We start from the raw sequence: 26,011 nt of genomic DNA on the forward strand, positions 1-26,011 counted from the left end.
AGGAGCACGTCTCCAGTGGCCGGGACAGATCAAGTACGGGTCACCGGTGTGGAGGGAAGGCGAAGGCATGTCAGGCACACTCGGGGGCGTCCTGTGCGGGGGAGTCGGCGTGTTCCTCCTCGGCTGCACGCTCTCGGAAGGCGTCCAGATGCGCCGGTTGCGCCGTCACGGGCTCCACACCCACGGCGTGGTGGTGGACAACGTCCGCGTCCGCAGTGAGGACGGGCGGGAATGGGTGCCGGTCATCGAGTTCCTGGACCAACGGGGCCACCGAGTGGAGTTCAAGCCCCGTATGCGCGGATCCGGAATGGGGCTCGCCACCGGACTGACCGTGCCCGTGATCTATCCGCCGCACAACCCACAACGGGCCCGGGTGCGGATGTGGCGGCACACGACGGGACCGGTGGTCGTCATGGCGTTCGCTGCAGCGGCCTTCCTCACGGTGGGCGTCTTCATCGCCGTGAACTGACGTGTATCCGCACCGAGGCACACCTGTGGAACACCTGCGCGGCAGGATGGGCGCCATGATCCGACCTGTGCGCGTGCTGTTGCTCCCGGCGGTGCTGCTGGTTCCCGTACTGCTCACGGGGTGCGGTTCGAAGAAGGCGGGGGCCGGGTCCGGAGTGGACGGAACGGGGCACGATGACGGCGCGGTCCTGCCCGAAGCAGCCGGTCGGCGGCATGGCGGGCGAGCGGACGGTGTGTGAGCGGGACGGCGACGCGTGGTACCGCGCCGGTGGGGGCCGGCACGAGTACGCGCTCGTCGAAAAGGTTCATGTGCTGAAGGTGAGCGGTGACTCGACGAAGGTGACGCAGGCCGTCCTGCGCTCTGCCCTCCACTCCGCCCTCCACTCCGCCCACCGCCCGAGCGACACCGAACTCGCCGCCGTCCTGCCTCCGGCTTGAACAGCCACGACACCCGTGGAGCGGGGTGACCTGCCGTCGACGGGGGACGGGACATCCGACAGCCGAAGGCGATCCCCGGGCATAGGCTCGCGCCCATGACCACCCGCGTTCTCGTCTACACCCGCACCACCGACTACCGGCACGACTCCATCCCGGCCGCCGTCGCCGCCGTACGCTCGCTCGGCGCGACCCACGGCTTCGACGTCGACGCCACCGAGGACCCGGCCGCGTTCGAGACGCCCCTCGACCCGTACGCGGCGGTCGTCTTCCTCTCCACCAGCGGGGACGTGCTGACCGCGCCCGGACGGACCCGGCTCGCGGCGTACGTCGAGGGCGGCGGCGGGTTCGTCGGAGTGCACGCCGCCGCCTGCACCGAGTACGACTGGCCGTACTACGGCGAACTCCTCGGCGCGCGCTTCGACCGGCACCCGGAGTACCAGCCGGGCAAGGCCGTCGTCGAGGACCGCGGGCATCCCGCGACCGAACACCTGCCGACCGTCTGGGAGTTCACCGACGAGTGGTACGACTTCCGCGCCAATCCGCGAGGTGCGGTCCGCGTCCTCGCCTCCGCCGACGAATCCTCGTACGAGGGCGGCGGCATGGGCCGGGACCATCCCCTCGTCTGGTGCCGGCAACAGGGCGCGGGCCGGGTCTTCTACACCGCTCTCGGGCACGCCGCGGAGGCGTACGAGGACCCCGACTTCCGTGCGCATCTGCTCGGCGGCATCACCTGGGCGGCCGCCCGCTGAGCGATTCGGCCGCTCTCCAGCGGCTCGGTACCGGCCCCGTACTCGCCCGTTCCACCAGACGCGTCGACAACTCCGTACGCGTGCCCTCGGGTTGCTCGCCCGCCATCATCCGCACGAGCAGGCGCAGTGCCGTCGCGGCCATCTCGGAAAGCGGCTGACGCACGGTGGTGAGGGCCGGAGTGGCCCAGCGCGACTCGGGAAGATCGTCGAAGCCGACCACACTGAAGTCGTCCGGGACTCTCAACTCCCGTTCGGACAGGGCCTGGTAGGCACCGAGGGCCATCCGGTCGGAACAGACGAAGACGGCGGTGGGCGGCTCGGGGAGGTCGAGGAGTTCCCGCATGCGGCGGTGGGCGCCGGTCTCGCTGAAGCCGCCGTAACGGACGTACTCGGGGCGGTGCCCGATCCCGGCCGAGGCGAGGGCCGAGCGGTAGCCGGCGACCCGGGCGCCGCCCCACATCCTGCGGCGGAAGCCGCCGATGACGCCGATGCGTTCATGGCCGAGGGAGAGGAGATGTTCCGTCGCCAGCACCCCGCCCTGCCAGTTGGCCGCGCCCACCGACACCACACCGGGCGGCGGTTCGAGCACCGGGTCGATCATCACGAACGGGATGCGGTGCTGCTCCAGCCAGGCGTACTGGGACGGGGTGAGCTCGGCCAGGTTGAACAGCACGCCCGCCGAGCCCCGCGTGGTGAGCTTGTCCAGCCAGTCGCGCTGCGGGCGTTCGCCCCCGGTCCGGGTCAGGCCGGCCGAGACGACCACCTCCAGGCCCGCGTCGTGCGCCGCGCCCTCCACCCCGTGCAGCACCGCGCCCGACCAGGAGCTCTCCAGCGAGTGCACCACGAGGTCGACCAGCCCCGGCGGCTTCGCCACCTCGAAGCGGGGTCTGCGGACGTAGCCGAGCCGGTCGAGCGCCTCGGTGACCCGGCGGCGGGTCTCCGGTGCCACGTCCTCCCGGCCGTTGACCACCTTCGACGCCGTCGGCACCGAGACCCCCGCCGCACGGGCGACGACCGCCAGCGTCGGCCCGGCCACGCTTCCCGTACGCACCATGAGAGCCCGCCTCCCCGGCCCGCCCGAGGGCCCGTCGAAAGTTTCGAACAGCACTGCTCGCGCGACCGGCATCGCGACCGCGTAGCAACCGCTTTCTACACTAAGCCCGCCTCAATACGGCGTGAAGAGGGAAGGGTTGACGGAAGTCCTCGGGACTCCTCGCGGGCTGAAACTCTCGAAATGCCGAACATGCGCCGGATCGGGCCGACCATGAGACCGGGCACGGTCAGGCGATCAGGACGGCGTCGCCCAGCGCCGTGGTGAAGTAGGACTTGCCCTCCGAGCCGGTCTTCGTCATGACGCAGGTGATCTTCACCTGGTCCTGCCCGGAGATGTCGACCGAGAGCTTCGCGACGGAGCTGGAACGGGTCTCCACGGGGCGACCGATCTGGTTCCCCGAGGCGCTGGTCACGGAGACGGAGCCGACCGACCCGATCGCGTTGTACGAATCGGAGGCGATGCCCACCGAGGCCTGGAGGGTCTTGTAGCCGCTGACGTTGTACACGGCGCTCTGGCCGTTCGCGTCGCAGTTGAGCCGGACGGCCTTCGGATAGCTGTGACCGAGCAGCGTGGCGGGGGAGGCGTTCGCCTCGCCCCCGCCGTCCACCACGCCCAGGTCCGCGAGAAAGGTCCGTCGGCCCGGGGCGGGGCTCCCGGAGGGGGCGCTCGGGTCGTCGGTGGGTGGCTCGCCCCCGGAGAGAGTGGTGTCGGAGGGGCTCGCCGTGACGGTCGAAGTGGCTGTCACGGTCGCGGTCACGGTGGCCTCCGCCGACGGCTTCGCGTCGCCCCCGGAATCCTTGTTGATCACGACCACCTGCCCGCCGAAGAAGCCACCCACGGCCGTCGCGGCGAGGACGAGCAGTTCGACCCACCGCGGAATGCCCCGCTGACGGCGTGGAGCGGGTGGCGGATCGGTGGCGTCCCGTTGTTGCTTGTCGAGATTCACAGTTGTCCCTCTGTGGAGCGACGGACCGGTGGACCGGCCGGGACCGGTCGCGTCCCGGTTCGTGTGCTGGTGACATGCGTCCGGGCAGGCCAAGTCGGCCCGCCCGGACACACAATGTGACGGTCACGCTAGCCAGCTGAAAGGCGGCGTGTGGGCACGCTCGGCACTTCCGATCCGGCAATCGGAGTGCGTTTCACCAGGGGCGCGTGCTGGGGAGGACGTGTGCCACCGCGCGCCCCCGTCGGAGGCCGTTCCGGCACGTCCCGGGTGTCCCCTTCGGGGGCCGTTCCCGCACGTCTCGGTGCCCCGGTCGGCGTCACGTCTCCCACACGTCGAGCCGGCCCGTGGTGTCGAGTGTCGCGATCCGCCGTCCGTCACGGGTGGCGGCGAAGTCGTTGTAGTACCCCGACTGTTGAAGCTGGGTCCCGGCCGGTCCGACGGTGGGGCACACGAGCCGGCCGCGCTTGAGCCAGAGCAGGGTGCCCGTGTCCGTGCACACCAGACGCATCTGCGCCGCGCCGCCTCCTTCGAGGCTCTCCCGGTCTCCCAGCGGTCTGCGGTAGACCTCCTTGTCGTCGTCGACGCTCCACACCACGACCTCCTCGAAGGTCACGCACCCCACGTGGCCGCCGGACGGGGAGACCGCCAGCCAGCACCCGGGGTCGGGCAGCAGCGCGCGCAGGAACCTGTGCCTGGCGTAAGGCAGGCTGTTGACGGTCTCCTTCAGCAGTGGCTCGCCGCCCCTCCGGTGAATGTGGACCCGCCTCGAACTCGCCATGGCGATCACGGAACCGTCGGTGCTGACAGCGCTCGCCGCCAGGGCCGGCGGGCACACGACGGACTCGATCGGCGTCCCGTCGTCGAACCTCCGTACCGTCAGCCGATTCCTGTCGTGTGTCGCCAGGACGTCGCCGCCGCTGGTCACCAGGAAGTGATCGGTACCGAGTCGGACCGGGGCCGCGCGCCGCACACCGCCGTCCCTGGGGAAGTGTGTGATGTCCAGTTCCTCCGGACGAGCGGCGACGACGCTGTGGGTCAGGGAGGCCACCAGGGCCTGGTGCCCGAGCCGCAGCGCCGGTGACCGGCCCCCGACGCCGGGCAGTTCCTCACCCGAGACGGTCCACCGCGTGACGCCTCCGCGCCCGTCGACGACCACGACCGTGTGGTCCGGTCCGAACCCGACCACGGCCTCCTTGTCCCGCACCCCCGATTCCGCACTCCACAGCTTCCGGCGGGGCGCCTGGTCCGGTACGAAGGCGGGGGCCGCCGGCGCGCGCGGCCCGGTCAGTCCGGGCATCTCGAACGAATCCCTGGCGGGCCGCTCGGACGACAGATCCGCCGTCCTGCCCGAGCCGGTGCGCCCCAGCAGTTCTCCGGCCGCGTGCGCGGCGAGCCGCGCGCACCACGTACGACCGGTGTCGCCGAGGTCGGTGTACGAGGTGAACAGCAGCGCCTGGGCCTGGAGCGAGAGCAGGAACTGCAGTTCCCAGGACTCGCTCCAGTGCCGCTCGCGCATGATCCGCAGCGCCGTGTCCCGGACGGCGGCCACCCGCGCCGCCGCCTTCGGCACGATCTCGGCGCGGTGCGTGGCGGCCGGGTCGACCACGAACCGGAGCAGGGCGTGGCGCTGGTCCGGCGGCAGGGGGTGCCGGATGTGGGGGACCAGGGCGGACAGCAGCAGGGTCGCGAGATCGCGGCCGAGCGCGGCCCGGTCGCGGAAGGTGCACAGATCGATCAGGCGGTACTCGTCCGCGCGGACCTCCTTCTCCCAGCGGGACACGATGATGTTGTCCAGGTGCAGATCGCCGTGGGCCCGGCCGCGCAGCACGCGTACGGAGGGGTCGGGCAGCGCTGCGGAGCCGCCGGTCACCATCAAGTAGGGGTTGGGCAGACGCAGTCCGTCGCTGTAGACCCAGGGCGGAGAGGGTTCCAGGACGCCCAGTCCGCGACCCCAGGCCCGGACCGAACCACCGCCCTCCCAGGCGTCGCCCAGTTCGGCGCGCAGGAACTCCGAGGCGGTCACCGGCTCCGGGACGGCGGCCTGTGCGCGCTCCTCGGCGGGACCGTTCCACTCGGTCAGCAGCCCGCGCACGACCTCCGCGAGCACCCGGTCGGTCTCCTGGCCGTCGAGCGAACCCAACGGCGCGCTGTCCCGCAGGCTGTCGCCCGCCGCTTCCTGGAACATGAGGGTCCGACCGTCGGGAAGGTCCCGGGCGGGGAACGGCTGTCCCACCAGGTGACGCCGGGCGAAGTCCGGGGCCGCGTCCAGCGCCGCGCTCAGCGCCTCGGGTTCGCGGGCGGACGCTCCGGCGGGGAGGACCTTGACGATGAGCATCCGGGCCGGAGGCGCGCATTCCACCGCGAGGAGCGAGGCGCCCGTGTAGCTCCTGCCGGGCACACTCCACAGGGGTCGCCGCACATACAGGGCCGTCAGCCCCTCCTCCCGCGCCCAGTCGGTGAGTTCCTCGACGACCCCGGGACCGCAGTCCCGTCGGATGATCTCGGCGTCTTCCTTCGCGATGCGCACCAAAGAGAGCTCCTCGGACGGCTCTGACCGGAACGGATCAGCCTTCCACGAAGCCATGGACGACACGGGGAAAGTCCTGAAATCTGCCGACCGCCAGTCCCGCCGACAGAGGCCGACGTAACGTCAGGCGGCTTCCCGCAAAGCCTCCTTGGGCTCCCCGGTGTCCCGGTCGACCGTCGTCCGGCGACGTGCCGTCAACAGTGTCGTGCCCAACAGCAGGCCCAGCGCGGGCAGGACGGGGAACCGGCCGTCGGGGGCGAAGCCCCGGGTGGCGAAGCGGGTCAGGGCGGTGACGCTCGCCGCCAGACCGAGCCAGGGCAGCCAGGAGCCGGAGGAGCGGGAGGAGCGGGAGAAACCGGGGTCCGGGCGCGTCCGTTCGTAGAGGAGGCTCAGCCCGCGCTCCAGGGGACGCAGTGCCCGCACGACACCGGTCAGGACGACGCCGAGCACGAGGAGCCACGGCAGCCGGAGTCCCCACCAGGCCGCGGACCCGAGGGTGGGTTCGGGCGCGAGGCCGGTCAGATAGAACGCGGCGGCGACGATCAGCACAGGCAGCATGTGCCACAGATACAGCGTCATGCTGGCGCCGCCCACGGGGCGCACCGCCCGCCACACCCGCTCGCGGTCCAGCAGCCGTCGCACCGCAGGCGCGGCCAGCAGGCACAGGCCGACCTGGGCCACCGCCCACGCCAGCATCGCCGCCGACGGTGGATCGGTGTTGCTGGGGGTCTGCCCGGTCACCAGGATCAGACTGACCGGGAACGGCCCGAGGGTGATCAGCGCGGCGAAGGCCAGTGCGCCGCCCGCCGCCAGCGCGGCCGGGAGCGGCCGACGCTCCGTCAGCAGGCCGTCCCGCCAGCAGAAACCCAGTTGGTAGGCCACGCCCCAGACGAGCACGTAGTCGAGCAGTCCGACGTAGGGCGTGTGCACCGTCACCACCAGGGTGTCGGCCACGAGGGCGACCGCGCCCATCGCCACCGGGACGAGGAGCCCCCAGCGTCGGTGGGCCGCGTGCAGCGGCGGGGTCAGAGCGCTGAGGAGCAGATACACCGGAAGGAACCAGAACTGCATCGCCATCGCCCAGCCCACCAGTTCAAGGGTGTTCGGGTCCACGCCGACCGCCGAGCAGATCCCTACGGCGGACAGCACAAGTCCGCTGTACACGGCGGCCGGAAGCAGCAGCCGCAGCGCCCGCGCTCCGACCCATCCGGCGGCCGTACCGCCCGCCGCCCGGGCCCGCGCCCAACTGCCGCCCGCCGCATGGCCCCCGGCGAGGAAGAACAGCGGCATGATCTGGAACCCCAGCGTCAGCCACTGGGTCCAGGGCACGGTCGCCAGCAGCTCCGGCGCGCGGATCTCCCCGCCGGGCTCCCGGACGAGGGCGGTGATCAGCCAGTGGCCGAGCACCACCAGGCCGATCGCCCACGCGCGCAGGAAGTCGACGTAGCGGTCTCGGTTCATGGGCTGTCATGCTGCCGCAGTGCCACCACGGGCCACCGCGGGGAGCCCGGGCCGCAACCAATTCGTGCCCGGTACGACATCCCCCGCAGGCGCGGGCGGTGCTCTCACCACAGGGACCGCGCCTGCGCCCACCACAGCCGCGACCGCAACTCCGGTACGCCGGGGTGAGTTTCGTCGAGCGCCTGAACGTGGAGAGCGCCCGAAGCCACTTTGTGAGACGGGCGGGCGGCGGCGCGACCCGCTCCGGACGCGGCCTCACCCGAACGCGCGTACGCGTCGGCAGGGCATCGGCAGCCGAGCGTGGTGTGGTGATGCGGGCGGCGGGAACCGGGCCGGATTCGCCGGCTCGCCGCGCGTCTGTTCCTGGTCGAAATGGGGAGCGTTGATGTACGGCGTACTCAGATCCGTTGCCGTGGCGGCCGGTGCCGCCTGTGCGCTGCTGGGTCCATCGACGGCCCCGGCCGACTTCGGGTCCGTGGCGGTGGGAGCCCCCCATCCCGCGCGGGCGGCCGAGGACGTACGAGGCGGGGGAGACGGCACCCTCATCACCCACCTGCACACACCCCCTACCGGCACGTCGATCGCCTCACCCGCGCGCGACACCCTCTTCGCCTGCAAAGGGGGGACCCTCACCCGGCCCGACCGCCCGTGGATCGACGCGCACGGTGTGATCGACGTACTCAAGCGCCCGTTCGTGTCGGGGACCATGCACTGGCATAAGTACCTGAAGGTGACGACGACCGCGACCAAGAGGCGCTTCAGGGGCAACGGGCTCCCGGACCATTCCACCGGGCGCTTTCCCGTCCGGAAGGGCACCCGCGCCTACAAGTACTACGCGGAGATTCCCGCGCACGGGTACCCCAACGCCGCCGCGATCCCCATCGAGCCGTGGAACCTCGACGTCACCGTTCCGCGCGATCCGTCTGTCCGGGCGCAGCCCACGTGCATCGACCAGCTGACGACCGGGATGGCTCTGGCGGGCGGGACCTTCCACCTGGAGGTGGCCACCGACGCGGAGGACCGACCGGTCGACCCCAACGCGGCCCTGCCGCTGGACCGCTGCTGGGGCCATCCGTACGACACGCAGTACCACTACCACGGTCCTTCGCAGACCTGCTTCGGCAGCAAGCCTTCGAGAGGGTCCGCGAGCACCCGTTCCCGTTCCCGGCACTCACCGCTCGTGGGATACGCCATCGACGGCTTCGGGATCTTCGGGCCGCGCGGCGAGGACGGAAGGATCGTCAGGAACAGGGATCTGGACGTCTGTCACGGTCACACGCACGCGATCATGTGGGACGGCAAGAAGGTCGTCATGTACCACTATCACCTCAACGGAGAGTATCCGTACTCCCTCGGCTGTTTCCGGGGGGAGCCGGTGACGGTGCCCGGGTCCGGGCACGGCGGGCACTAGGGTCCGTTCAGAAGTGGATCTCGATGTGTCGCGATCCACTTCATGGGGAGTCGCGCTCACTGGAGGCGGTGTGATGCTCTGCTGCGCAAGGACACGACGCGCCGGGTGAGGAGCTGGTGGGCGGATGGCGGTGGACGCGGTGGACTCGGCTTCAGGGACGCACGACCCGGTGGTCACCACTCCCTACGGAGCGGTGCGCGGCCGGTACGAGCACGGGATCGCCGTCTTCCGCGGCATCCCCTACGCGGCCCCGCCGTTCGGCGCCCGCCGCTTCCGGCCACCCGTCCCGCCCGAGCCCTGGGACGGTGTGCGTGACGCCGGGGAGTTCGGGCCGACGCCGCCCAAGCCCCCGTACTCCGAGGCGTTCGCACGGCTCCTCGCCGACCCCGTGGTGCCCGGTGACGACTGCCTCAACCTGAACGTCTGGACCCCGGAGCCCGGCCCCGGGGCCCGGCTGCCCGTCATGGTGTGGATCCACGGCGGCGCCCTGACCCGCGGCTCGTCGGCCGTGCCCGTCTACGACGGCCAGGCCTTCGCACGCGACGGTGTCGTCCTCGTCTCGATCAACTACCGGCTGGGTGTGGAGGGTTACGGCCTCTTCCCGGACGCGCCGCCCAACGCCGGGCTGCGCGACCAGCTCGCCGCGCTGGAGTGGGTGCGGGAGTCGATCGCGCGGTTCGGCGGCGACCCGGACCGGGTGACCGTGTTCGGCGAGTCGGCAGGGGCCATCAGCATCGGGGCGCTGCTGGCAAGCCCGCGCGCCCAGGGGCTGTTCCGGCGGGCCGTCCTGCAGAGCGGACCGCCGGAGGCGAGCGAGCGCGACAAGGTACGGCGCATGGTGCGCAGGATGGCCACCCGGCTGAAGGTCCCGGCGACGGCGCGGGCGTTCGCCGCCGTGGACCGCGCCCTGCTGCTGCGCACCCAGGCCGACGTGGCCAGGCTCGGCAGCCCGGTCCTCGGCGGGCCCGCCTTCGGGATCGTCGTCGACGGCGACCTCGTCCCGCGCCACCCGATGGAGGCACTCCTCGCGGGCGGCGCGCCCGACGTCGAACTGCTGCTGGGCTGGACCAGCGAGGAGTACCGGCTGTGGCTGGCCCCGGGAGGTCTGCTGGAGCGCGTCGACCGGCTCGGTCCCGTCGCCCTGGCCGGTGCCATGGCCCGCTGCCGCTGCGGCCACGAGGTGCCCCGCGGCTATCGCGCGATCCATCCGGGGGCGGGCACCGCGGACCTCGTCGGGCAGATGGTCACCGACCATCTGCTGCGGGTGCCGCTGCACCGGCTCGCCGATGCCCGTCCGCCGCGGACACCCGCGTACGTCTACGAGTTCGCCTGGCCCTCCAACGTGCCGGGTCTCGGCGCCTGCCACGCCCTGGAGCTCGGCTTCGTCTTCGACACCGTGGAGGTGCCCCAGGCGGCGCAGCTCGCGGGCCCGGGCGCCCCGCAGGAACTCGCCGACGCGATGCACTCGGCGTGGGTGCGGTTCGCGGTCGAGGGCGACCCGGGCTGGCAGGCCTGGGACGCCTCGCACCCGGTGCGGATCTTCGGTGCGGGCGCACCGCACACCGTACTCGGACCGCGCGACCGTGAACTGGCGCTGTGGGACGCCGAGTCGGGGCGGCCCGGTGCCCCGCTCAGCTCCCCGGAGTCCACCCCGTCGACGCGCCCGCGCCGACCCCGCCGGGTCATGGCCGTCAGGCCGAGCTCGTGGCCACCTCGTCCGCCGAGAGCCGGGGGCGGGCGATCGCTGCCCTGAGGCGCGCGGCGGCCGGGACCGGGTCGGCGGGTCGCCGCGTGTGCCAGTCGGTGACCGCCTGATACGCGGCGGCGACCTCCAGCAGCCGGTCCTCCTCGTAGGGCTGCCCGCCGAGGATCGCCCCCACCGGCACCCCGCCCGCGTCGAAACCGATGGGGAAGGCGATCTCGGGCAGCCCGAGGATGTCGAAGGGGACGGGCCCGGTCTGCAGAAGCACGTCGCAGCGGTTCATGAGCCCGTCCAGGACCTCCCGCAGCAGATGGTTCTTGGCGCGCTGGGCCGTGATCCACTCGTCGCCCGAGAGCATCAGCCCCTGGAGCCAACTGAGCAGTGACACACCGAACTTGGCCGGGTCCTCGCGCAGCCAGTGCCGGAACGGCTCGGTGCGCTCGGCGAGCCGGGCCGCGTTGAAGGTGCCGGTCAGCAGGGTCCAGTCGGCGGGATAGGCGATGTCGACGAGGGTGACACCGGGAATCGCGTCCAGCTGGTCCAGGAGGGCGGTGCGCAGCTCCTTCTGCGCGGCCAGGAAGTCCGACGGCACCCCGATCCGGGTGGCCCGGCGCATCCGAACCGCCCGCCGCGCGAGAGAACGGGCGTGGCGGCCCGTACGAGATCGGGCACGGCCGGGAGTCCCAGCGTGCGCGGGTCCTTCGCGTCGGGACCGGCCATGACCTGGAGCATGAGCGCCGCGTCCATGGCGTCGCGGGCGAGCGGACCCGAGTGGTCGCGGGTGAAGGACAGCGGGATGACGCCGTGGATGGACACCCGGCCCATGGTCGGCTTCAGCCCGGTCAGGTTCTGCTGGTTGGAGGGCAGCACGATGGAGCCGCCGGTCTGGGTGCCGATCGAGGACGCCGCCATGCGCCCGGCGACCGAACAGGCCGGTCCGGTCGAGGAGCCACCCGGGTCGACGCCCGGATCCCCGGGCGTCCAGGCGTTGACCGTGGTCACCGTCCCGTTCGGCTTCGTCGCCCGGGTGGTGGCCAGCGGCCCCATCTGCCCCTTGCCGAGCACGATCGCGCTGGCCGCCTTCAGCCGGGCCACGGCCGTCGCGTCCTCGTCCGGCACGAAGTCCACGAAGATGGAGGAGTTGCAGCGCGTCGGCACGCCCCGGGTGAAGTAGTTGTCCTTGACGCAGAGCGGGATCCCGCGCAGTACGCCCCTGGCGCCCTGCCCCCGGTCCGCCTTGCGCGCCGCCGCGAGCGCCGCGTCCGCGGTCACCTCCGCGTACGCCTGATACGTCCCGTCGTACCGCTCGATCCGGTCGAGGTACGCCTCGGTGAGGGTCGTGGAGGTCAGCTTCCCGCGCCGCATGAGCACGACGGCCTCGGTGAGTGTGGCCTCGGTGGGGTCGTCGAGGGCAGCCGCGCGTACGTGGATGTCGGGCACACGGGGAGTGGTGGAGGCCTGCGCCGCGGTGGCCGTCCGCAAGGCGACCCCGCTCGCCACGGCTGTCGAACTCGCCAGGAACACCCGGCGGTTGAGGGCTCTGCTCATCGGGCGTCCGCCTTCCCCGTCCAGGCCTCCGTGATGGAGGGGTAGATGAGGGGCGGCGAGGCCTGCTGCGCGTACGCGGGGGCCTCGGCGGGCGGCGCCCAGCCGGATATCGCGCCGGGGGTGGAGGCCACGAACGACCGCAGGTTGGCCAGCACCTGGTCCCGTGTGGGCACGCCCGTCGCCGCGTCGAACACCTCGGGCAGCAGGGAGAGGTCGAACCCCGCGAGTGCGAGGCGGGTCCGTACGTAGGCGTCCAGTTGCTCGGTGGTGGGCTCGCTCAAGAGGGCCTCCATGATCGGCTGACGAGTACGGGGACTCCATCACCCGTCCGTGAAGCCCTCGTTGAGCGCGTGCTTCACGCGAGTTACTGCACGGGCGTCAGCACCCGATCACCGCACCGGCGCCAGCGCCCGGGTGATCCCCGCGATCGCCCCCGGTCCCACCCGGCAGCACCCCCCGATCAGCCGTGCCCCGCCCCGCCGCCAGCCGGTCACCTGCTCGGCCGTGAAGGTCGACAGCCCGTTCCAGGCCCGCGCCTCGGCGTCCCACACCTCGCCGCTGTTCGGGTACACCACCACCGGCTTTCCGGTCACCCGCGCCGCCGTCTCCACCGCGCCGTCCACGTCCTCGGGGGCGCAGCAGTTCACGCCGACCGCGATGATCTCGTCCGCGTCGGCGGCCGGGGCGAAGGCCTCCTCCAGGGGCTGCCCGGCCCGCGTACGGTCCCCGGCGACGGTGTACGACAGCCACGCCGGTACGCCAAGACCGCGTACCGCCCGCAGCAGCGCTTCGGCCTCGTCGGCGTCCGGCACGGTCTCCAGGGCCAGTACGTCGGGCGCGGCGGCGGCCAGTACCTCCAGGCGGGGGCGGTGGAACCGCTCCAGCTCGGCGACGCTCAGCCCGTACCGCCCCCGGTACTCCGAACCGTCCGCGAGCATCGCCCCGTACGGGCCGACCGAAGCGGCCACCCACAGCGGCCGGGTCGCACCCTTCGCGTGCGCGCGACGGGCCGCCTCCCGCGCCAGCTCCACGCTGAGGCCGAGGAGTTCGGCCGCCCGCCCGTGCGGGATGCCGCGCTTCGCGAAGCCCTCGAAGGTGGCCTGGTAGCTGGAGGTGATCGCCACGTCCGCGCCCGCCTCGAAGTACGCGAGGTGCGCCTCGGTGATCGCCTCGGGCCGTTCGGCGAGCAGCCGCGCCGACCACAGCTCGTCGCTCAGGTCGTGCCCGGCCGACTCCAGCTGGTTGGACATGCCGCCGTCCAGGACGACCGTTCCGGAGGCGAGGGCGTCGGCGAGGGAGGGGGAGGAAGCGCTGCGGGAGGTGTCGCTGGTCATGTCACGACGCTAGTCGATGGGGACGGCCGCGACCCGTTATGTCCATCTGGTGAGTAGAAGAGGCCCTGGCCTGGGGCATGCGAGAAGTCGATCAACTCGACGCCGAAGGGGGTGACATCCTCCGCGCCGAGGTGCGGGAGATCCTCGGAGCCCGGGCGGACCGGGCCGTTTTCGAAGCCCTCGTCCACAACCTCAAGAACGGTGTCACCGGTGGCGTGTGGCGTGTCACGGTCGGTGATCGTTCCCTCGTCCTGAAGGCGCTCACCCGGGGCAAGGACACCGGGGGGAGTCCGGCAGGACGTGGTCGATCGCCCGCCATGCCGAGCACGCACGGCGCCTGGGCGCCGCGCACGGCGCGGCGCTCACGCACGGCGCGGACGCCCCCCACGGCGCGGATGCTGTCCACGGCGCGGAAGCGGCTGGCGCGGCGACGAACGCCTCGTACGCCTGGGCATGTGCGCCTCGGCGCTGAAGTACGACTGGCTCGCGCCCCTGATGCTCGCCCGCGCCGACGAGGCGCGGCAGTCCGCCTACGGCGGCAGAGGGGAGGCGCCTGTCGAACGGCGTTACCGGGAGCGGGGGTTGGGCTTCGCCTTCCTCGCCGGCTGGGCGGCCGAGGCACGTGAACTCGCCCCGCTCCTGGGCTTCCCACCGGCACCGACCGGCCGTTGAAGAAGGGGGCGCCGTCGTTGTCGGACCCTGCCCCTACAGTCCCGTTCATGACTTCGGACCACGGCAACGGCGCCGCATCCCAACTCGACTCGCTGCGCGCCCTCTTGGAGAGTGCCAAACCGGCCCGGGCCCGCAAGGCCGTCAGGGAACTCGTCACGCGCGCCGACGCCGGGGAGGCGCTCGACCTGGCCGTCCGCTTCGCCCGGATCGCCGACTACTCCTCGGAGCTGCTCTTACGACTGTGGCCGACGGCCGCCGACCCCGACGGCTTCTGCGAGGCCCTGCTCGCCCCGGCCTTCCGTCGCGAGGGCCGCACCGAGCTGCGGCTGCGGCGCACGGCCTCGCTCCGCGGACTGCGGCACCTCACCATGCTCCGCGGCCTCCACCTCGACCGCCTCAAGGAGATCACGGACCTCACCGAGGTCGGCGCGCTCGGCGAACTGAGGGATCTCGATCTCAACGGGTGCGCGGGCATCGAGGACCTCAGGCCTCTCGGCGGCCTCACCGAGCTGACCCGGCTCAATCTGCACCGCTGCCGGGCCGTCGCGGACACGACCCCGCTGCTGACCCTGGGCAGACTGCGCGAGCTGGACCTGAGCATGACCAAGGTGCGTGCCACCCACGGCTTCGGAGCGGCCTTCCCCGCCCTGGAGACCCTGACGCTGCGCGGCTGCCGGGCCTTCAAGGACGCGGGTCAGCTGTCCGGCCTGCGCCGGCTCACCCACCTCGACCTCGGCTGGACCGGCATCCGCGACCTGAGCGGCCTGCGCGACGTCCCCGCCGTCACCCACCTCGACCTGCGCAGCTGCGGCCAACTCCGCGACCTGCGGGGCATCGACGCGCTGTCCGACCTGACCGAGCTGACCCTCGACGAATGTCCCCGCCTGAAGAGCGTCGACGGATTCGGGGTCCATCCCCGGCTGACCAGGATCGGCATCCATGGGTGCCCTGAACTGGCCGACCTGAGCGGACTGTCGACACTGACGAACCTCACCCGCCTGTACCTCCGGGGGAGCGATCGGCTCACCTCCCTGCGGGACATCGCGTCACTGCGCCTCCTGAAATCGGTCGGCGTCCTCGACTGCCCGTCCCTGCGGGACTTCTCCGCGCTCGGCGTCCTCCCGTTGCTGGAAGGGCTCTCCATGGTCGGGCTGGACCAGCTCCGCGACCTGTCCCCACTCGGCCTCGTGGGTCACGACCGACTGGCTGATCTGTCGGTCACCGGTTGCCGCAACCTGCGCACCTTCGGAGAACTCTCCGGTCTGACGGCGCTGAGCAGCCTCTGGATCCACGACTGTCCGTCCCTGACCGACCTCGACGGTCTCGCCGGCCTGCCCGCGCTGAGCAAGCTGACCGTCCTGGACTGCCCCCTGCTCACGGACGCCGACGGCCTGGCCGGCTCCCGGCTGCGCGAGGCGGTCTTCTCCCGCAACCGCGTCCTGGACTCGCTGCGTGCCCTGGAGGAGTGCCCCGACCTGCGGAGTCTGAGTCTGATCAGCTGCCCCCTGGCGCAGGACATACCCGCCGGGGGAATCGAGACGCTCTGCCTGTCCGGCCTGGCCTGGAAGGACGTGTCCCGCCTGGCCGGCCACACGAGCCTTCGCGAACTCGACATCAGGGGCCTGTCCGAGCTGCGGGACCTCGGCGCGCTGACGGGACTGTCCGCACTCACGGAGATCAATCTGGGCCACTGCCGCGACTTGGAGGACTGCCGCCCCCTGCTCGACCTGCCGTCCCTGAAGCACGTCACCATGCCCTATCGCATGTGGTACCGCGAGTACCAAGGAGATCCCGATCCCGTCATGACGAAGCTCGCGGAACGCGGGGTGACCGTCGTCCACCCATGACCCACAACTCGTCCACCCATGACTCACTCGACCACCCATGACCCACTCGTCCACCCATGACTCACCGGGAGGCGGCGTGCCGCCGTCCACCGCGTCGCCGTGACCGGCTCCGCCGGACCACCGGCACCGCGAGCGCGGCCAGCAGCGGCGCGAGCAGCAGCGGCCACCACGAGTTCGCGTCCTCGCTGTCGCCGACGGCGCTGGAGTTCTTCACGGACGCGGCGCCGGACGTGGCGGGGGACGGGGCCGCGGTCCGGTGCTTCGGTACGGCCTTCAGGGTGACGTCGTTGCCGTCGCCCCCGCGATAGCTGATCCGGTACGTGGTGTCGGCGAGCGCGACCGTGGCGCCCTCGCGCAGGCCGGAGAAGGCGCCGGTCGTCCTCGCCCGGCCGGTGTGGTCGAGCACCCTGATCTCGCGGGCGGGGCCGGTCCCGGCGGCCGACAGATCGAGGTCCCCGGCCAGCCGGACCGCGCCCGTCACCTTCAGGGGCTTGTCGCGCAGGACCAGCGTGCCCTTCGCGCCCTGCGTGTAGTCGCCGGTCACCGTGAGGGCGCCCGCGACCTCGCCGTCGTTGACGACAGCGCCCCGTACCGTGCCTTTGCCGCTGAGGGACGTGGACACCCGAAGTCCGGTCGTCCGCACGTCCAGCCGAGCACCGGCCGAGGTGAGCCGAATCGCCTTGCTGTGCGCGAGCGTGGCGCTGGAGGTCAGGGCGAGTGTGCCCTTGGTGACCGTCGTCGGGCCCGTGTACGACACCTCGCCGCCCGTCAGGGTCGTCGTCGCGGCGCCCGACTGGGTGAGCCCGCCGACGCCGTCGACACGGGCCAGCGACACCGGAGTTGTGGTGTTGCGGACGATCAGCGTGCCGTCGTCGACGATCCGTCTGCGCTCGGTGCCGGTCATCAGCGAGCCGTCACCGCCCCGCGCGCCCGAGCCCAGCCGCAGCACGGCGCCCTTCTCGATGGTCGTCGACCCGTCGTAGTACTGCTCCGCCGCGAAGGTGACGTCGTTGCCGGGTGTCCCCTTGATCACGACGTCCCCGGCGCCGGGCGCGGCGAGTGTGTCGTGGTACCGGCCGCCGCCGATGGGCGCGCCCAGGGTGACGGGACCGTCGTAGGCGAAGGTCAGCCGGGACCGGACGCCGCTCGCCATGTGCAGGTTGACGTAGACGGTGTCCTTCGTCCCCGGCATGAAGATCTTGTGGGTGGTCCCGTCGCCCCACTGGACGTCCGCACCCTCGATGTTGGTGCCGCGCTTGTTCAACTGATGAGCGATGGGGCGCCAGTTGATGCCCGGGTCGCTCAACGACGGGTCGGTGTCGCCGCCCTGGTCGCTGTAGCCGTACTGGCCGGTGAGCACGACCTTGCTGCCGGGCCGCGAGTGGACGTTGACGTCGCTGCCGTACGCGCGCTGGTAGAAGTTCTGGCGCAGGGTGATCGTCTGGTACAGCGGGGTGTCGATGATCCAGGAGCCCTGGTTGAGAATGGCGCGGGCGTTCGGCAGCGCCACCGGGTACTCGGGGCGGCCCACCGCCATGCCGGTGCCGTTGTCGATCACTCCGGAGAAGGGGTGGGTGCCCGCCAGGTCCAGGGTGCCCCACATGTCGCGCGGCTGGGTGACCAGGCCTGATCCGCTGATGGTGCCGATGTTGAAGGTGCGGGTGAGGGAGAGGCGCAGGGTGCCGTCGACGCGCACGTTGAGCTGGTTCAGCTGGTATCCGGGCGTGCTGTAGGGGAAGTGGCCGATCAGACCGGTGCCGCCGCCGGTGCCGTACTGGAGGGTTGCGCCCCGCTCGACGGTGATCGCGGGCGGGTCGGGGTCGCTCACGGTGGTATACGGGTGGTTGCCGCCCTGGGTGGTCACCTTCTGCCGCTGCCGGGCCGCCGGGAGCGTGAAGTCGCTGTCCTTGGCGAGGATCAGCGTGCCGCCGCCGCGCACGGTGAGGGTGCCCCGGCCGCGGAACACCCCGTCGTACGTCGTCGTGCCGGACGGCACGGTGACCACTGTGTCGCCGGTGAGCGTGACGTCCCGGTCCGCGAGGACGTCGGCGGTGGCGTCACGGCCGCCGGCCTCCGAGGCCGCCGCGCGAACGGAGCCGAAAGAGGGAGGCGCGGTGACCAGGAAGGCGACGGTCACGAGGGCGCCAACGGCGGCTGCTGTCTTGTGGGTATGGCTGCGCACGTCATCGGAGACGTACGCGGACGTCGGCGATAACAGAAATCTCGCGTCCATCTTTGTCACGCGCGACCCGTTGACCTTCCCGTAACACACCCTTACCTTTTCGGCGTTCGTAATGACAGATGCCGTACGAAATCTCGAACCCCCTCCGAGAGGCGTCAGATGAGACGTGTGTACGCAATCCTTGTCGCCCTGTGCTGTGTGTTCGCCGCGGCACTGGTGACCGCCGGACCGGCCCAGGCGGCGGCCCAGACCATCACCAACGGCACGCAGTTCACCGACACTTCGGGCAACGCCGTGCACGCGCACGGCGGCGGGGTGATCAAGGTCGGCAGCTACTACTACTGGTTCGGCGAGGACCGCAACGCCGACAACACCTTCAGGTACGTGGACGCCTACCGCTCCACCGACCTGAAGAACTGGGAGTTCCGCAATCACGTACTGACCCAGTCCAGCGCCTCCGAGCTGGGCACCGCCTACATCGAGCGGCCGAAGGTCATCTACAACGCGTCCACCGGCAAGTTCGTGATGTGGATGCACAAGGAGAACGGCGTCGACTACAGCGAGGCGCGCGCCGCCGTCGCCGTCTCGGACACGGTCGACGGGAACTACACCTACCAGGGCAGCTTCCAGCCGCTCGGCCAGTACATGTCCCGTGACATCACGACCTTCGTCGACACGGACGGCACCGGCTACATGGTGTCGGCGGCCCGCGAGAACTACGACCTGCAGATCTACAAGCTCACCGCCGACTACACGGGCATCGACAGCCTGGTCGCCAACCCGTGGGTGGGCGGCCACCGCGAGGCACCGGCGCTGTTCAAGCGGGGCGGCGTCTACTTCATGCTGACCTCGGCTGCCACGGGCTGGAACGCCAACCAGCAGCAGTACGCCACCGCGACCAGCATCGCCGGCCCCTGGACCGCGATGACCAACGTCGGCGACTCGACGACGTACAACTCGCAGACCGCGTACGTCCTGCCGGTCCAGGGAACTTCGGGCACCTCGTACCTGTACATGGGCGACCGGTGGGGCAACTCCTTCGGCGGCACCGTCAACGACTCGCGTTACGTCTGGCTGCCGTTGACCTTCCCGACCTCCACCTCGATGTCCATGTCCTGGTACCCGGAGGTCTCGCTCGACACCACGGCCGGCACGATCGCCGGGACGAGCACCACCTACAACACGCTCGTCGGGCGGGGCAGCGGCAAGTGCGCGGACGTTCCCAGCCAGTCGCTGTGGCAGGGCGTCGCGATCAGCCAGTACACCTGCAACAGCGGCACCAATCAGAAGTGGTGGTTCAAGGACCTGGGCACCGGTTACTACGCACTCATGGGCCGGGGCAGCTCCCTGTGCCTCCAGGAGAACTCCGCCAGTGTCACCCAGGAGAACTGCACCGGCGCCACCGCCCAGCAGTGGAGCCTGACCACGTCCGGCAGCTATGTGCTCGTCAAGGCCCGGGCGAGCGGCAAGTGCCTGGACGTGTCCGGCGCGTCCACCGCCAACTCCGCCGCGATCATCACGTACACCTGCAACGGAGGGGCCAACCAGCAGTGGACGCGCAAAACATGACATCAGGTCAGTAGATCCACGGCGTCGATGGAGGTACCCGCGCTGAGGAAGGACGTCGACCCCGAGCCGCTCGCCACGTAGATCTTCAGCGTGTTGTACGCACCGGTGTCCGTCAGCCAGGCGGACGCGGGAACGCTGTAGGTGAACGTGTAGTTGTTGCCCCGGTAGGAGCCCACGGTCAGCGACCGGGTGCTCGGCTGGGTGGGCGGTGAGGGGACGGCCGAGGTCCAGGCGTCGTTGACCACGATCTGCGGGCGGCCGTTCGCGTAGGCCGTGGTCACGCCGATGCGCAGGGTGTGCGCGGCGGCGGCCTGGGCGGCGGTCAGCTTGAAGTACACGATGATGCCGCTGTTGACGTCCTTCCACAGATAGCAGGGGAACGCCGAGGTCTCGGTGCCGCTGCCGACGACCACGTTGCCGGTCCAGGACGCGGCCCGGACGTCCGACGGATGCGCGTACGTCATCAGGTCCGCGTTCTTGAACCCGCTCGGCGTGCCGTCCCAGGTGCCGATCCGCCAGATCGCGCTCGCGTTGGACGGGTCGTTGGAGGAGGGGATCGCGATGCTGTTCAGCGTCGTGGTCCCGCCCGCCGTGACCGTCACCGACGTGCTGTACACGGCGAGTTCGCCCTTGAAGACCGTCAGGGTGTACGACCCCGGCAGCACGCCCGCGATCGAGAAGTAGCCGTCCGAGGCCCGCGCCGAACCCCAGTACTGCGCGGCCGAGTTGGCGAGCCCGACCGTGTACGCGTACGCCGTGTCGCGCCCCGAGATGCCCACGCCCGCGACCCGGCCCCGGCCGCTCGCGGCCGTGTACCCGGAGATCCCGAGCGAGTCCGCCCAGGAGGTGGTGAGGTTTCCCGCGTACAGCGAGGAGGAGGGCGCGCCGCCGTCCGTGAAGGCGATGACGTACGGACCCTGGAGGCCGAAGCGCTCCGACTCCGTCTGGTTCTCGCCGTAGTACAGGATCTCGTACAGCCCGCCGCCGTCCGCGCTCTGGTGGCGCAGCAGGGAGCGGTAGAACGGGCCGCCGGAGGCCTTCTCGTGGTTGCTGCGCACGATCCACAGGCCGACGCTTCCGGTGGTCCAGCCCATGTAGTCGTAGTCGATGACCCGGAGCTTCGAGTAGTGCTTGGAGCGGGTCTGGCCGTCGGACTTCGCGAACACGTCCGCGGATTCGATGGTGGTGGGCGCGTACGTGTAGGAGTCCGGCTCGTCGTTGAGGAACAGGCCCGCCTTGACGCGCACGATGTACCGGGTGGCGCTGACCGACGTGTCGGCCTTGTTGGTCCACAGATAGACGTTGTTCTCGCCGCTGCGAGCCGCGTAGTAGTGCTTGAGCGTGCCGTACGCGACGGAGACGAGGATCGTCGAACCGGACTGCGCGATGGTCACGGTGGAGGTGCCGAGGCCGGACTCCACGTGCGAGTTCTTGCCGCCGTAGCCCTGGTACTCGGTGCCGCGGTGGACGAGCGAGGTCAGGTCGCCGTTGGTCTTGCTGACCTTGAAGACCAGGTTCGCGCCGGTGTCGACGACGTAGTTCGAACCGTCGTCCGTGTAGCCGAAGCTCGCGGCGGCGGCCGTCGGGGTGAGGGCCGTCGCGCTCACGGCCGCCGCGGTCGTACCGAGGACGAAGGTGCGGCGTCCGAGGGATCTGTCGGTGGATCCGGACATGGGGGTGCCTCCTTCGGAGGTGGGGGTGTGCGGGTGTCCGGAAGACTGACAGTTGAATCGATTTCGCGAAAGGGCTTTCGCTTCCTGGGAGTTGGCAATCATGTGAAAACGCGCCGCGCACTAGAAAGCGCTTGCGGAGAGCGGTACGGTCCTGCCGCCAGGTCTTGTCGTCCTGTTGGAGGAGCCGCAATGAGACGTTTCATCGCCGCCGCGGCGGTCGTGCTGGCCGCAGCCACCGCGCTGACGGCCACGCCCGCCCAAGCACATGGAGGGCCCCGCGCCCTCGGCCTGGAGAACTGCACCGCGACCGCCTGCCACTTCGACGTCGCGCCGGGCACGTACGACGTGCGCGTACGGCTCGGCGGGGAGGCCGCGGCGAGCACGAGCGTCGGCGGTGAGACGCGCCGCGCGCTGCTGCCCGAGACCGCCACGGCGGCCGGAAAGCCCGTGACCCGCAGCTTCACGGTGAACGTCCGCACCCCCGAGGGCGAGCCGACCGGCCCCGACGGCACCCCCGGCCTGGACCTGGTCCTCGGCGGCTCCGCGCCCGCGCTGGCCGACATCCGGGTGACCCCGGCCGTCCCCCACACCCGTCAGATCTTCCTGGTCGGCGACTCCACCGTCTGCGACCAGCCCGGCGACCCCTACACCGGCTGGGGCCAGCAGCTGCCCCAGTACCTCCGCAAGGGCGTCTCGGTCGCCAACTACGCGGACTCCGGGGAGAGCACGGTCACCTACCTCGAGAACCCCGCGCTCTTCCCGATCGTCCAGCCGCTCATCCGCCGCCACGACCTGGTCCTCATCCAGCTCGCGCACAACGACAAGACGACCGACGAGCCGACGTACCGCGCGAACCTGGAGACCCTGGTCGCCGGGGTCCGCGCGCGGGGCGGTGATCCGGTCCTGGTCACCCCCATCGTCCGCCGCTGGTTCAACGCGGACGGCACGCTGAACAACGACACCGCGCTGCTGGTCAACGGCCTAGGTGTGAACCACCCGGCCGTCATCCGCTCGGTCGCCGCCGCCGAGCACGTGCCCCTCATCGACCTGACGGCCAAGACCAAGGCCCTGGTCGAGTCGCTGGGCGTCGAGGGCTCCAAGGCGATCTACCTCTACAACGAGAAGCGGGACAACACGCACACCTCCGTGCACGGCGCCACGGTCTACGCGGGCCTCGTCCGCGACGAACTCCTCGCCCAGCATCTGGTGCCCGAGCGCCTGGTGAGGGTGGGATGAACTCCTGGGGCGTCCCGTCCGGAACCGGGGCGCCCCAGGTACCACCCGACCGAGCCGCCGAACCACGGAGCGCCACTGATGCCCGACGAGGACCGCACCCTCAGCCCGTACACCGGCTACACCCGCGCCCACTGGGAGGCGGCGGCCGACTCCCTGCTCGCCGCGGTCGCCCCGTACGCGACCGGGAACGGCGCCCTCTACCACCTCCCCGGTGCGCACACGAGCTGGTCGGGCCGGCTCTCCGACGGTCTGGAGGGCTACGCCCGCACCCTGCTCCTGGCCGCCTTCCGGCGCGACGAGAAGGCCCTGGAGCGGTACGCCGACGGACTCGCCGCCGGTACGGCCGGGGTCTGGCCGCGCGTCGAGGACCGCAGCCAGCCCCTCGTCGAGGCCGCCTCGATCGCCCTCGCGCTGCGGCTCACCCGGCCGCTGCTGTGGGACCGCCTGGACGACGGTGTGCGGCAGCGGGCCGCGGCCTGGCTCGGCGACGCGCTCACGGCCGAACCCTGGGCCTGCAACTGGGAGTTGTTCCCGGTGACGGTCGGCGGCTTCCTGGCCGAGGTCGGCCACGAGCCCGAGGCGTCGCGGGCCGCGATCGAGCGGGGCCTGGAGCGGATCGAGGAGTGGTACGTCGGCGACGGCTGGTACACCGACGGCCCCGGCCGCGCCTTCGACTACTACAACGGCTGGGCGATGCACCTGTACCCGGTGCTGCACGCCTGGCTCGCGGACGACACCCGGCTCCTCGACCTGTACGGCGGCCGGCTCTCCCGCCATCTCACCGACTACGCCCGGCTGTTCGGCGGCGACGGCGCCCCGATGCGCCAGGGCCGCTCCCTCACCTACCGCTTCGCGACGACCGCCCCGCTGTGGCTCGGCGCCCTCACCGGCCGTACGCCGCTGTCGCCGGGCGAGACCCGGCGCCTGGCGTCCGGCGCCCTGCGCCATTTCCTCGACCGGGGCGCGGTCGACGAGCGGGGCCTGCTCACCCTCGGCTGGCACGGCCCCGACGAGACGGTCCTTCAGGGCTATTCGGGCCCGGCCTCACCGTACTGGGCGAGCAAGGCCTTCGTCGGCCTGCTCCTCCCACCGGACCACGAGGTGTGGACGGCGCGGGAGGAGCCGGGCCCGACGGACCGCGCCGACGCCGTCACCCCCGTCGGACCACCCAACTGGCTGCTCCAGACCACGACTTCGGACGGGCTGGTCCGTCTGCACAACCACGGCAGCGAGGACGTCCGCTACGACCCCTACTACACGCGGCTCGGGTACTCGACCGCGACCGCGCCCTCGACGTCGTACGACAACAGCGTGATCGTCGGTGACGATCCGAGCCGGACGGACATCGAGCCGCTGGGCGCCGGGGACGGCTGGGTGGCGTCCCGGCACACGGCGGGTGGGGGAGCGCGGGTCGTGAACCTGGTCGTCGCGCGGGGAGCGGTGGAGGTGCGGGCCCACCTGGTGGCGGGAGCGGCCCAGGGGACGCCGGTACGCGTCACGGGATGGCCGGAAGACGACGGAGTGCACGCCGAACTCCTCCCCGCACACAACCTGTTGGACTCCGCCGGTGTCACGGGACCCGGCGCCACCCTCTTCGTCGCCCTCGCCCGGCTCACCGGCGAGCCGGACCCCCTGCCCCTCACGGAGTCGGTGTCCGTGAAGGTGGAGGGGGAGGAGGGGCAGGGGGAGTACGACGTCCGCGTGAGCTGGCCCTCGGGCCCCTCGACGTGCTTCCGGTTCAGGGCTTCAGACGGGCGACCTTCAGCGTCGTCGTGGTCGGTGAAGCCCCGGTGAGGGCGCTCGCGTAGGACGGGGTGACGGGGGCGTACGCCCAGGTCAGGGAGCCGTCCTTGAGGGTCGCGACATCACCGGAGATCCGCGCCTGGACGACCTTGTCCGGCGTCTTGAGGGCGCCGTTCCAGTCGATCAGGCGCAGGTGGGTACCGGTGAAGGTGCCCGTGCAGGTGCCGGACGAGCACTTGGCGTTCCTGAGGGACTCCCAGGAGACGAGGAGCCGGTCCTTGCCGTACGGGGCTATGTGGACGTCGACGTTCTCGGTGCCGGCGGCGCTGGTGAGGTAGACCGGCTTGCCCGCCGGGGTGTTGCGGTTCTTGAGGAAGGCGACCGCCACCTGGTGGGTCGACGTCTTCGGCTTCACCGTCCAGCCGCGCCCGCTCGCGTCGTCCGGGTTCTTGGCCGCGGAGGCGGCGCCCCGGGAGGCGAAGGCGGTGGCGTACCGGCCCGTCGAGGACTTCACCAGGTCGCCGGTGCGGCCCGCGAACGTGCCGCCGCAGTAGCCCGCCCAGCACTGCTCGCGCTGCACGGCGGGCGCGTTGTCGGGGGCGCCGATGCCCGTCGAGACGAACAGGCCCGAGCGCCAGTCGTCGAAGCACAGGGAGGTGAACGCGCCCGTCGTCTCCGCGTGCAGCGCGATGCCCTCGTTGTGGCTGCAGCCCCAGCTCCAGCCGCCCGTCAGCTTCGCGCCCTTGGCGCTCACATAGCTCAGCTTGTCGCCGAAGTGGCCGTCCGCGAAGCCGCCCGCGCCGTGCACGACGAAGTACGTGCCGTACTTGGTTCCGTTCCAGGTGAGTTGGCCGTCCAGCAGCGGAGCCGTGTCGTGCGAGGCGGTCCCCGTGAGCTTCGTACGGAAGGCCTGAGTGCCGTTCTTGTAGCGGATGAGGGCCGCCGCCGTCTCCTTCCACTTGTTGGTGTCGGAGACGCGGGTCAGCAGCGCGAAGCCGTCGTTGTGCGCGACCAGGCCGCCGACCTCCTTGGCTCCCTTGACGACCGTGTCCGTACCGGAGCGTCTCCCGGCCGCCGTCAGCGGGGTGACGTGGACGCCGTCGGACGCGGGCCAGGCCACGCGGAGGGTGCCGTTCGGGGCGACGGCGGTCGCGGTGCGCGTCCACTCGCGGGTGTTGTTGTAGCCCGCGGACAGGTACGGGAACTTGGCGGCCAGGTTCACCGTGGTGTTCGTGACGGCCGCGAGCTGCGGGGCGGCGGCCGTCGTGGTCGTCGTCGGCGTGGCGGTCGCGTACCAGGCACCGGCCAGGACACCGACGGCCCCGAGTCCGGCCGCCAGGGGCTTACGGGCCACGTGGCGGCGGCGGTGCGATGTGGTGGGTCTTGCGTTGGTCATGTCGGGTGGTCGCCACCGCGGGGCGAAAGGTTGCCGCGCTTCCCGGGGCGCGACG

The 26,011-nt window shown here is 71.4% G+C and carries 20 protein-coding genes; 10 read left to right on the plus strand and 10 right to left on the minus strand.

Annotation, left to right across the window (positions count from 1 at the left end):
- Positions 1 to 67 precede the first annotated feature (67 nt).
- The 3 genes from FNV62_RS38385 to FNV62_RS38395 all read left to right on the plus strand — a co-directional run bounded on the left by FNV62_RS38385 (position 68) and on the right by FNV62_RS38395 (position 1,655).
- Complete coding sequence (locus tag FNV62_RS38385; RefSeq protein WP_144315854.1) at positions 68 to 469, plus strand: DUF3592 domain-containing protein; 402 nt, start codon at positions 68 to 70, stop codon at positions 467 to 469.
- A 173-nt stretch (positions 470 to 642) separates the two neighbouring features.
- Complete coding sequence (locus tag FNV62_RS56020) at positions 643 to 906, plus strand: hypothetical protein (protein WP_225900509.1); 264 nt, start codon at positions 643 to 645, stop codon at positions 904 to 906.
- A 95-nt stretch (positions 907 to 1,001) separates the two neighbouring features.
- Positions 1,002 to 1,655, plus strand: coding sequence for a ThuA domain-containing protein (locus FNV62_RS38395; RefSeq protein ID WP_060897672.1), 654 nt, complete (start codon positions 1,002 to 1,004; stop codon positions 1,653 to 1,655).
- Here the strand turns inward: FNV62_RS38395 and FNV62_RS38400 are convergent.
- The 4 genes from FNV62_RS38400 to FNV62_RS38415 all read right to left on the minus strand — a co-directional run bounded on the left by FNV62_RS38400 (position 1,633) and on the right by FNV62_RS38415 (position 7,643).
- Positions 1,633 to 2,709, minus strand: coding sequence for a LacI family DNA-binding transcriptional regulator (locus tag FNV62_RS38400; RefSeq protein WP_097286669.1), 1,077 nt, complete (start codon positions 2,707 to 2,709; stop codon positions 1,633 to 1,635). The two genes, FNV62_RS38395 and FNV62_RS38400, sit on opposite strands and share 23 nt — an antisense overlap.
- Before the next feature lie 226 nt (positions 2,710 to 2,935).
- On the minus strand, positions 2,936 to 3,655 hold the full coding sequence (locus tag FNV62_RS38405; RefSeq protein ID WP_060897670.1) for a hypothetical protein: 720 nt from the start codon (positions 3,653 to 3,655) through the stop codon (positions 2,936 to 2,938).
- Positions 3,656 to 3,971: 316 nt separating this feature from the next.
- Complete coding sequence (locus tag FNV62_RS38410) at positions 3,972 to 6,182, minus strand: hypothetical protein (protein WP_144315856.1); 2,211 nt, start codon at positions 6,180 to 6,182, stop codon at positions 3,972 to 3,974.
- Positions 6,183 to 6,305: 123 nt separating this feature from the next.
- Positions 6,306 to 7,643 (minus strand): acyltransferase family protein, encoded by a 1,338-nt coding sequence (locus FNV62_RS38415; protein ID WP_143656084.1) that lies wholly within the window; start codon positions 7,641 to 7,643, stop codon positions 6,306 to 6,308.
- 385 nt (positions 7,644 to 8,028) lie between these two features.
- Between FNV62_RS38415 and FNV62_RS38420 the strand changes: the two genes are divergently transcribed.
- Entirely contained in the window at positions 8,029 to 9,054 is a 1,026-nt protein-coding gene (locus FNV62_RS38420) for a YHYH protein (protein ID WP_144315857.1), read from the plus strand.
- Between the two features lie 124 nt (positions 9,055 to 9,178).
- Positions 9,179 to 10,807, plus strand: a complete 1,629-nt coding sequence (locus tag FNV62_RS38425; RefSeq protein ID WP_144315858.1) for a carboxylesterase/lipase family protein — start codon at positions 9,179 to 9,181, stop codon at positions 10,805 to 10,807.
- A 420-nt stretch (positions 10,808 to 11,227) separates the two neighbouring features.
- Here the strand turns inward: FNV62_RS38425 and FNV62_RS38430 are convergent, their stop codons facing one another.
- The 3 genes from FNV62_RS38430 to mmuM all read right to left on the minus strand — a co-directional run bounded on the left by FNV62_RS38430 (position 11,228) and on the right by mmuM (position 13,638).
- A complete protein-coding gene (locus tag FNV62_RS38430) occupies positions 11,228 to 12,304 on the minus strand; it encodes an amidase (protein WP_205523176.1) in 1,077 nt (358 codons plus the stop codon).
- Positions 12,301 to 12,585 carry a hypothetical protein gene (locus FNV62_RS38435; RefSeq protein ID WP_205521775.1) on the minus strand — a complete coding sequence of 95 codons (285 nt, stop codon included), beginning with the start codon at positions 12,583 to 12,585 and terminating at the stop codon, positions 12,301 to 12,303. Before FNV62_RS38435 ends, FNV62_RS38430 begins: the two co-directional genes overlap by 4 nt.
- Before the next feature lie 108 nt (positions 12,586 to 12,693).
- On the minus strand, positions 12,694 to 13,638 hold the full coding sequence (gene mmuM / locus FNV62_RS38440; protein ID WP_097286675.1) for a homocysteine S-methyltransferase: 945 nt from the start codon (positions 13,636 to 13,638) through the stop codon (positions 12,694 to 12,696).
- A gap of 453 nt (positions 13,639 to 14,091) precedes the next feature.
- Between mmuM and FNV62_RS38445 the strand changes: the two genes are divergently transcribed.
- A complete protein-coding gene (locus tag FNV62_RS38445; protein ID WP_205522302.1) occupies positions 14,092 to 14,310 on the plus strand; it encodes a hypothetical protein in 219 nt (72 codons plus the stop codon).
- Between the two features lie 47 nt (positions 14,311 to 14,357).
- Positions 14,358 to 16,157, plus strand: a complete 1,800-nt coding sequence (locus tag FNV62_RS38450) for a leucine-rich repeat domain-containing protein (RefSeq protein ID WP_143656088.1) — start codon at positions 14,358 to 14,360, stop codon at positions 16,155 to 16,157.
- Between the two features lie 61 nt (positions 16,158 to 16,218).
- Here FNV62_RS38450 and FNV62_RS38455 read toward each other — a convergent pair whose 3' ends face one another.
- Entirely contained in the window at positions 16,219 to 18,339 is a 2,121-nt protein-coding gene (locus FNV62_RS38455) for an autotransporter-associated beta strand repeat-containing protein (protein ID WP_144316541.1), read from the minus strand.
- Positions 18,340 to 18,498: 159 nt separating this feature from the next.
- On the opposite strand from FNV62_RS38455, the gene FNV62_RS38460 reads away from it, so the two are divergent.
- Positions 18,499 to 19,908, plus strand: a complete 1,410-nt coding sequence (locus FNV62_RS38460; protein ID WP_143628528.1) for an RICIN domain-containing protein — start codon at positions 18,499 to 18,501, stop codon at positions 19,906 to 19,908.
- 2 nt (positions 19,909 to 19,910) lie between these two features.
- On the opposite strand, the gene FNV62_RS38465 is transcribed toward FNV62_RS38460, so the two are convergent.
- Complete coding sequence (locus tag FNV62_RS38465; protein ID WP_143628530.1) at positions 19,911 to 21,581, minus strand: rhamnogalacturonan lyase B N-terminal domain-containing protein; 1,671 nt, start codon at positions 21,579 to 21,581, stop codon at positions 19,911 to 19,913.
- 189 nt (positions 21,582 to 21,770) lie between these two features.
- Here FNV62_RS38465 and FNV62_RS38470 point away from each other — a divergent pair, with 189 nt between their 5' ends.
- The gene (locus FNV62_RS38470; protein WP_144315859.1) at positions 21,771 to 22,817 is read left to right on the plus strand and encodes a rhamnogalacturonan acetylesterase; all 1,047 of its coding nucleotides are present in this window, start codon (positions 21,771 to 21,773) and stop codon (positions 22,815 to 22,817) included.
- 78 nt (positions 22,818 to 22,895) lie between these two features.
- Positions 22,896 to 24,611: a DUF2264 domain-containing protein gene (locus tag FNV62_RS38475; RefSeq protein ID WP_143628534.1), complete on the plus strand. Its 1,716-nt coding sequence runs from the start codon at positions 22,896 to 22,898 to the stop codon at positions 24,609 to 24,611.
- Here the strand turns inward: FNV62_RS38475 and FNV62_RS38480 are convergent.
- Positions 24,556 to 25,956 (minus strand): hypothetical protein, encoded by a 1,401-nt coding sequence (locus FNV62_RS38480; RefSeq protein WP_143609480.1) that lies wholly within the window; start codon positions 25,954 to 25,956, stop codon positions 24,556 to 24,558. The two genes, FNV62_RS38475 and FNV62_RS38480, sit on opposite strands and share 56 nt — an antisense overlap.
- Positions 25,957 to 26,011 lie beyond the last annotated feature (55 nt).

It is taken from the genome of Streptomyces sp. RLB3-17, assembly GCF_007113425.2.
GTDB lineage: Bacteria > Actinomycetota > Actinomycetes > Streptomycetales > Streptomycetaceae > Streptomyces > Streptomyces mirabilis_D.

What these genes read in the sequence shown, in the direction of transcription:
- FNV62_RS38430 (WP_205523176.1), bottom strand. Translation starts at nt 12,304, where the DNA reads ATGAGCAGAGCCCTCAACCGCCGGGTGTTCCTGGCGAGTTCGACAGCC.
- FNV62_RS38425 (WP_144315858.1), top strand. Translation starts at nt 9,179, where the DNA reads ATGGCGGTGGACGCGGTGGACTCGGCTTCAGGGACGCACGACCCGGTG.
- mmuM (WP_097286675.1), bottom strand. Translation starts at nt 13,638, where the DNA reads ATGACCAGCGACACCTCCCGCAGCGCTTCCTCCCCCTCCCTCGCCGAC.
- FNV62_RS38395 (WP_060897672.1), top strand. Translation starts at nt 1,002, where the DNA reads ATGACCACCCGCGTTCTCGTCTACACCCGCACCACCGACTACCGGCAC.
- FNV62_RS38480 (WP_143609480.1), bottom strand. Translation starts at nt 25,956, where the DNA reads ATGACCAACGCAAGACCCACCACATCGCACCGCCGCCGCCACGTGGCC.
- FNV62_RS38450 (WP_143656088.1), top strand. Translation starts at nt 14,358, where the DNA reads ATGACTTCGGACCACGGCAACGGCGCCGCATCCCAACTCGACTCGCTG.
- FNV62_RS38415 (WP_143656084.1), bottom strand. Translation starts at nt 7,643, where the DNA reads ATGAACCGAGACCGCTACGTCGACTTCCTGCGCGCGTGGGCGATCGGC.
- FNV62_RS38400 (WP_097286669.1), bottom strand. Translation starts at nt 2,709, where the DNA reads ATGGTGCGTACGGGAAGCGTGGCCGGGCCGACGCTGGCGGTCGTCGCC.
- FNV62_RS38465 (WP_143628530.1), bottom strand. Translation starts at nt 21,581, where the DNA reads ATGTCCGGATCCACCGACAGATCCCTCGGACGCCGCACCTTCGTCCTC.
- FNV62_RS38475 (WP_143628534.1), top strand. Translation starts at nt 22,896, where the DNA reads ATGCCCGACGAGGACCGCACCCTCAGCCCGTACACCGGCTACACCCGC.
- FNV62_RS38460 (WP_143628528.1), top strand. Translation starts at nt 18,499, where the DNA reads ATGAGACGTGTGTACGCAATCCTTGTCGCCCTGTGCTGTGTGTTCGCC.
- FNV62_RS38420 (WP_144315857.1), top strand. Translation starts at nt 8,029, where the DNA reads ATGTACGGCGTACTCAGATCCGTTGCCGTGGCGGCCGGTGCCGCCTGT.
- FNV62_RS38445 (WP_205522302.1), top strand. Translation starts at nt 14,092, where the DNA reads ATGTGCGCCTCGGCGCTGAAGTACGACTGGCTCGCGCCCCTGATGCTC.
- FNV62_RS38385 (WP_144315854.1), top strand. Translation starts at nt 68, where the DNA reads ATGTCAGGCACACTCGGGGGCGTCCTGTGCGGGGGAGTCGGCGTGTTC.
- FNV62_RS38470 (WP_144315859.1), top strand. Translation starts at nt 21,771, where the DNA reads ATGAGACGTTTCATCGCCGCCGCGGCGGTCGTGCTGGCCGCAGCCACC.
- FNV62_RS56020 (WP_225900509.1), top strand. Translation starts at nt 643, where the DNA reads ATGACGGCGCGGTCCTGCCCGAAGCAGCCGGTCGGCGGCATGGCGGGC.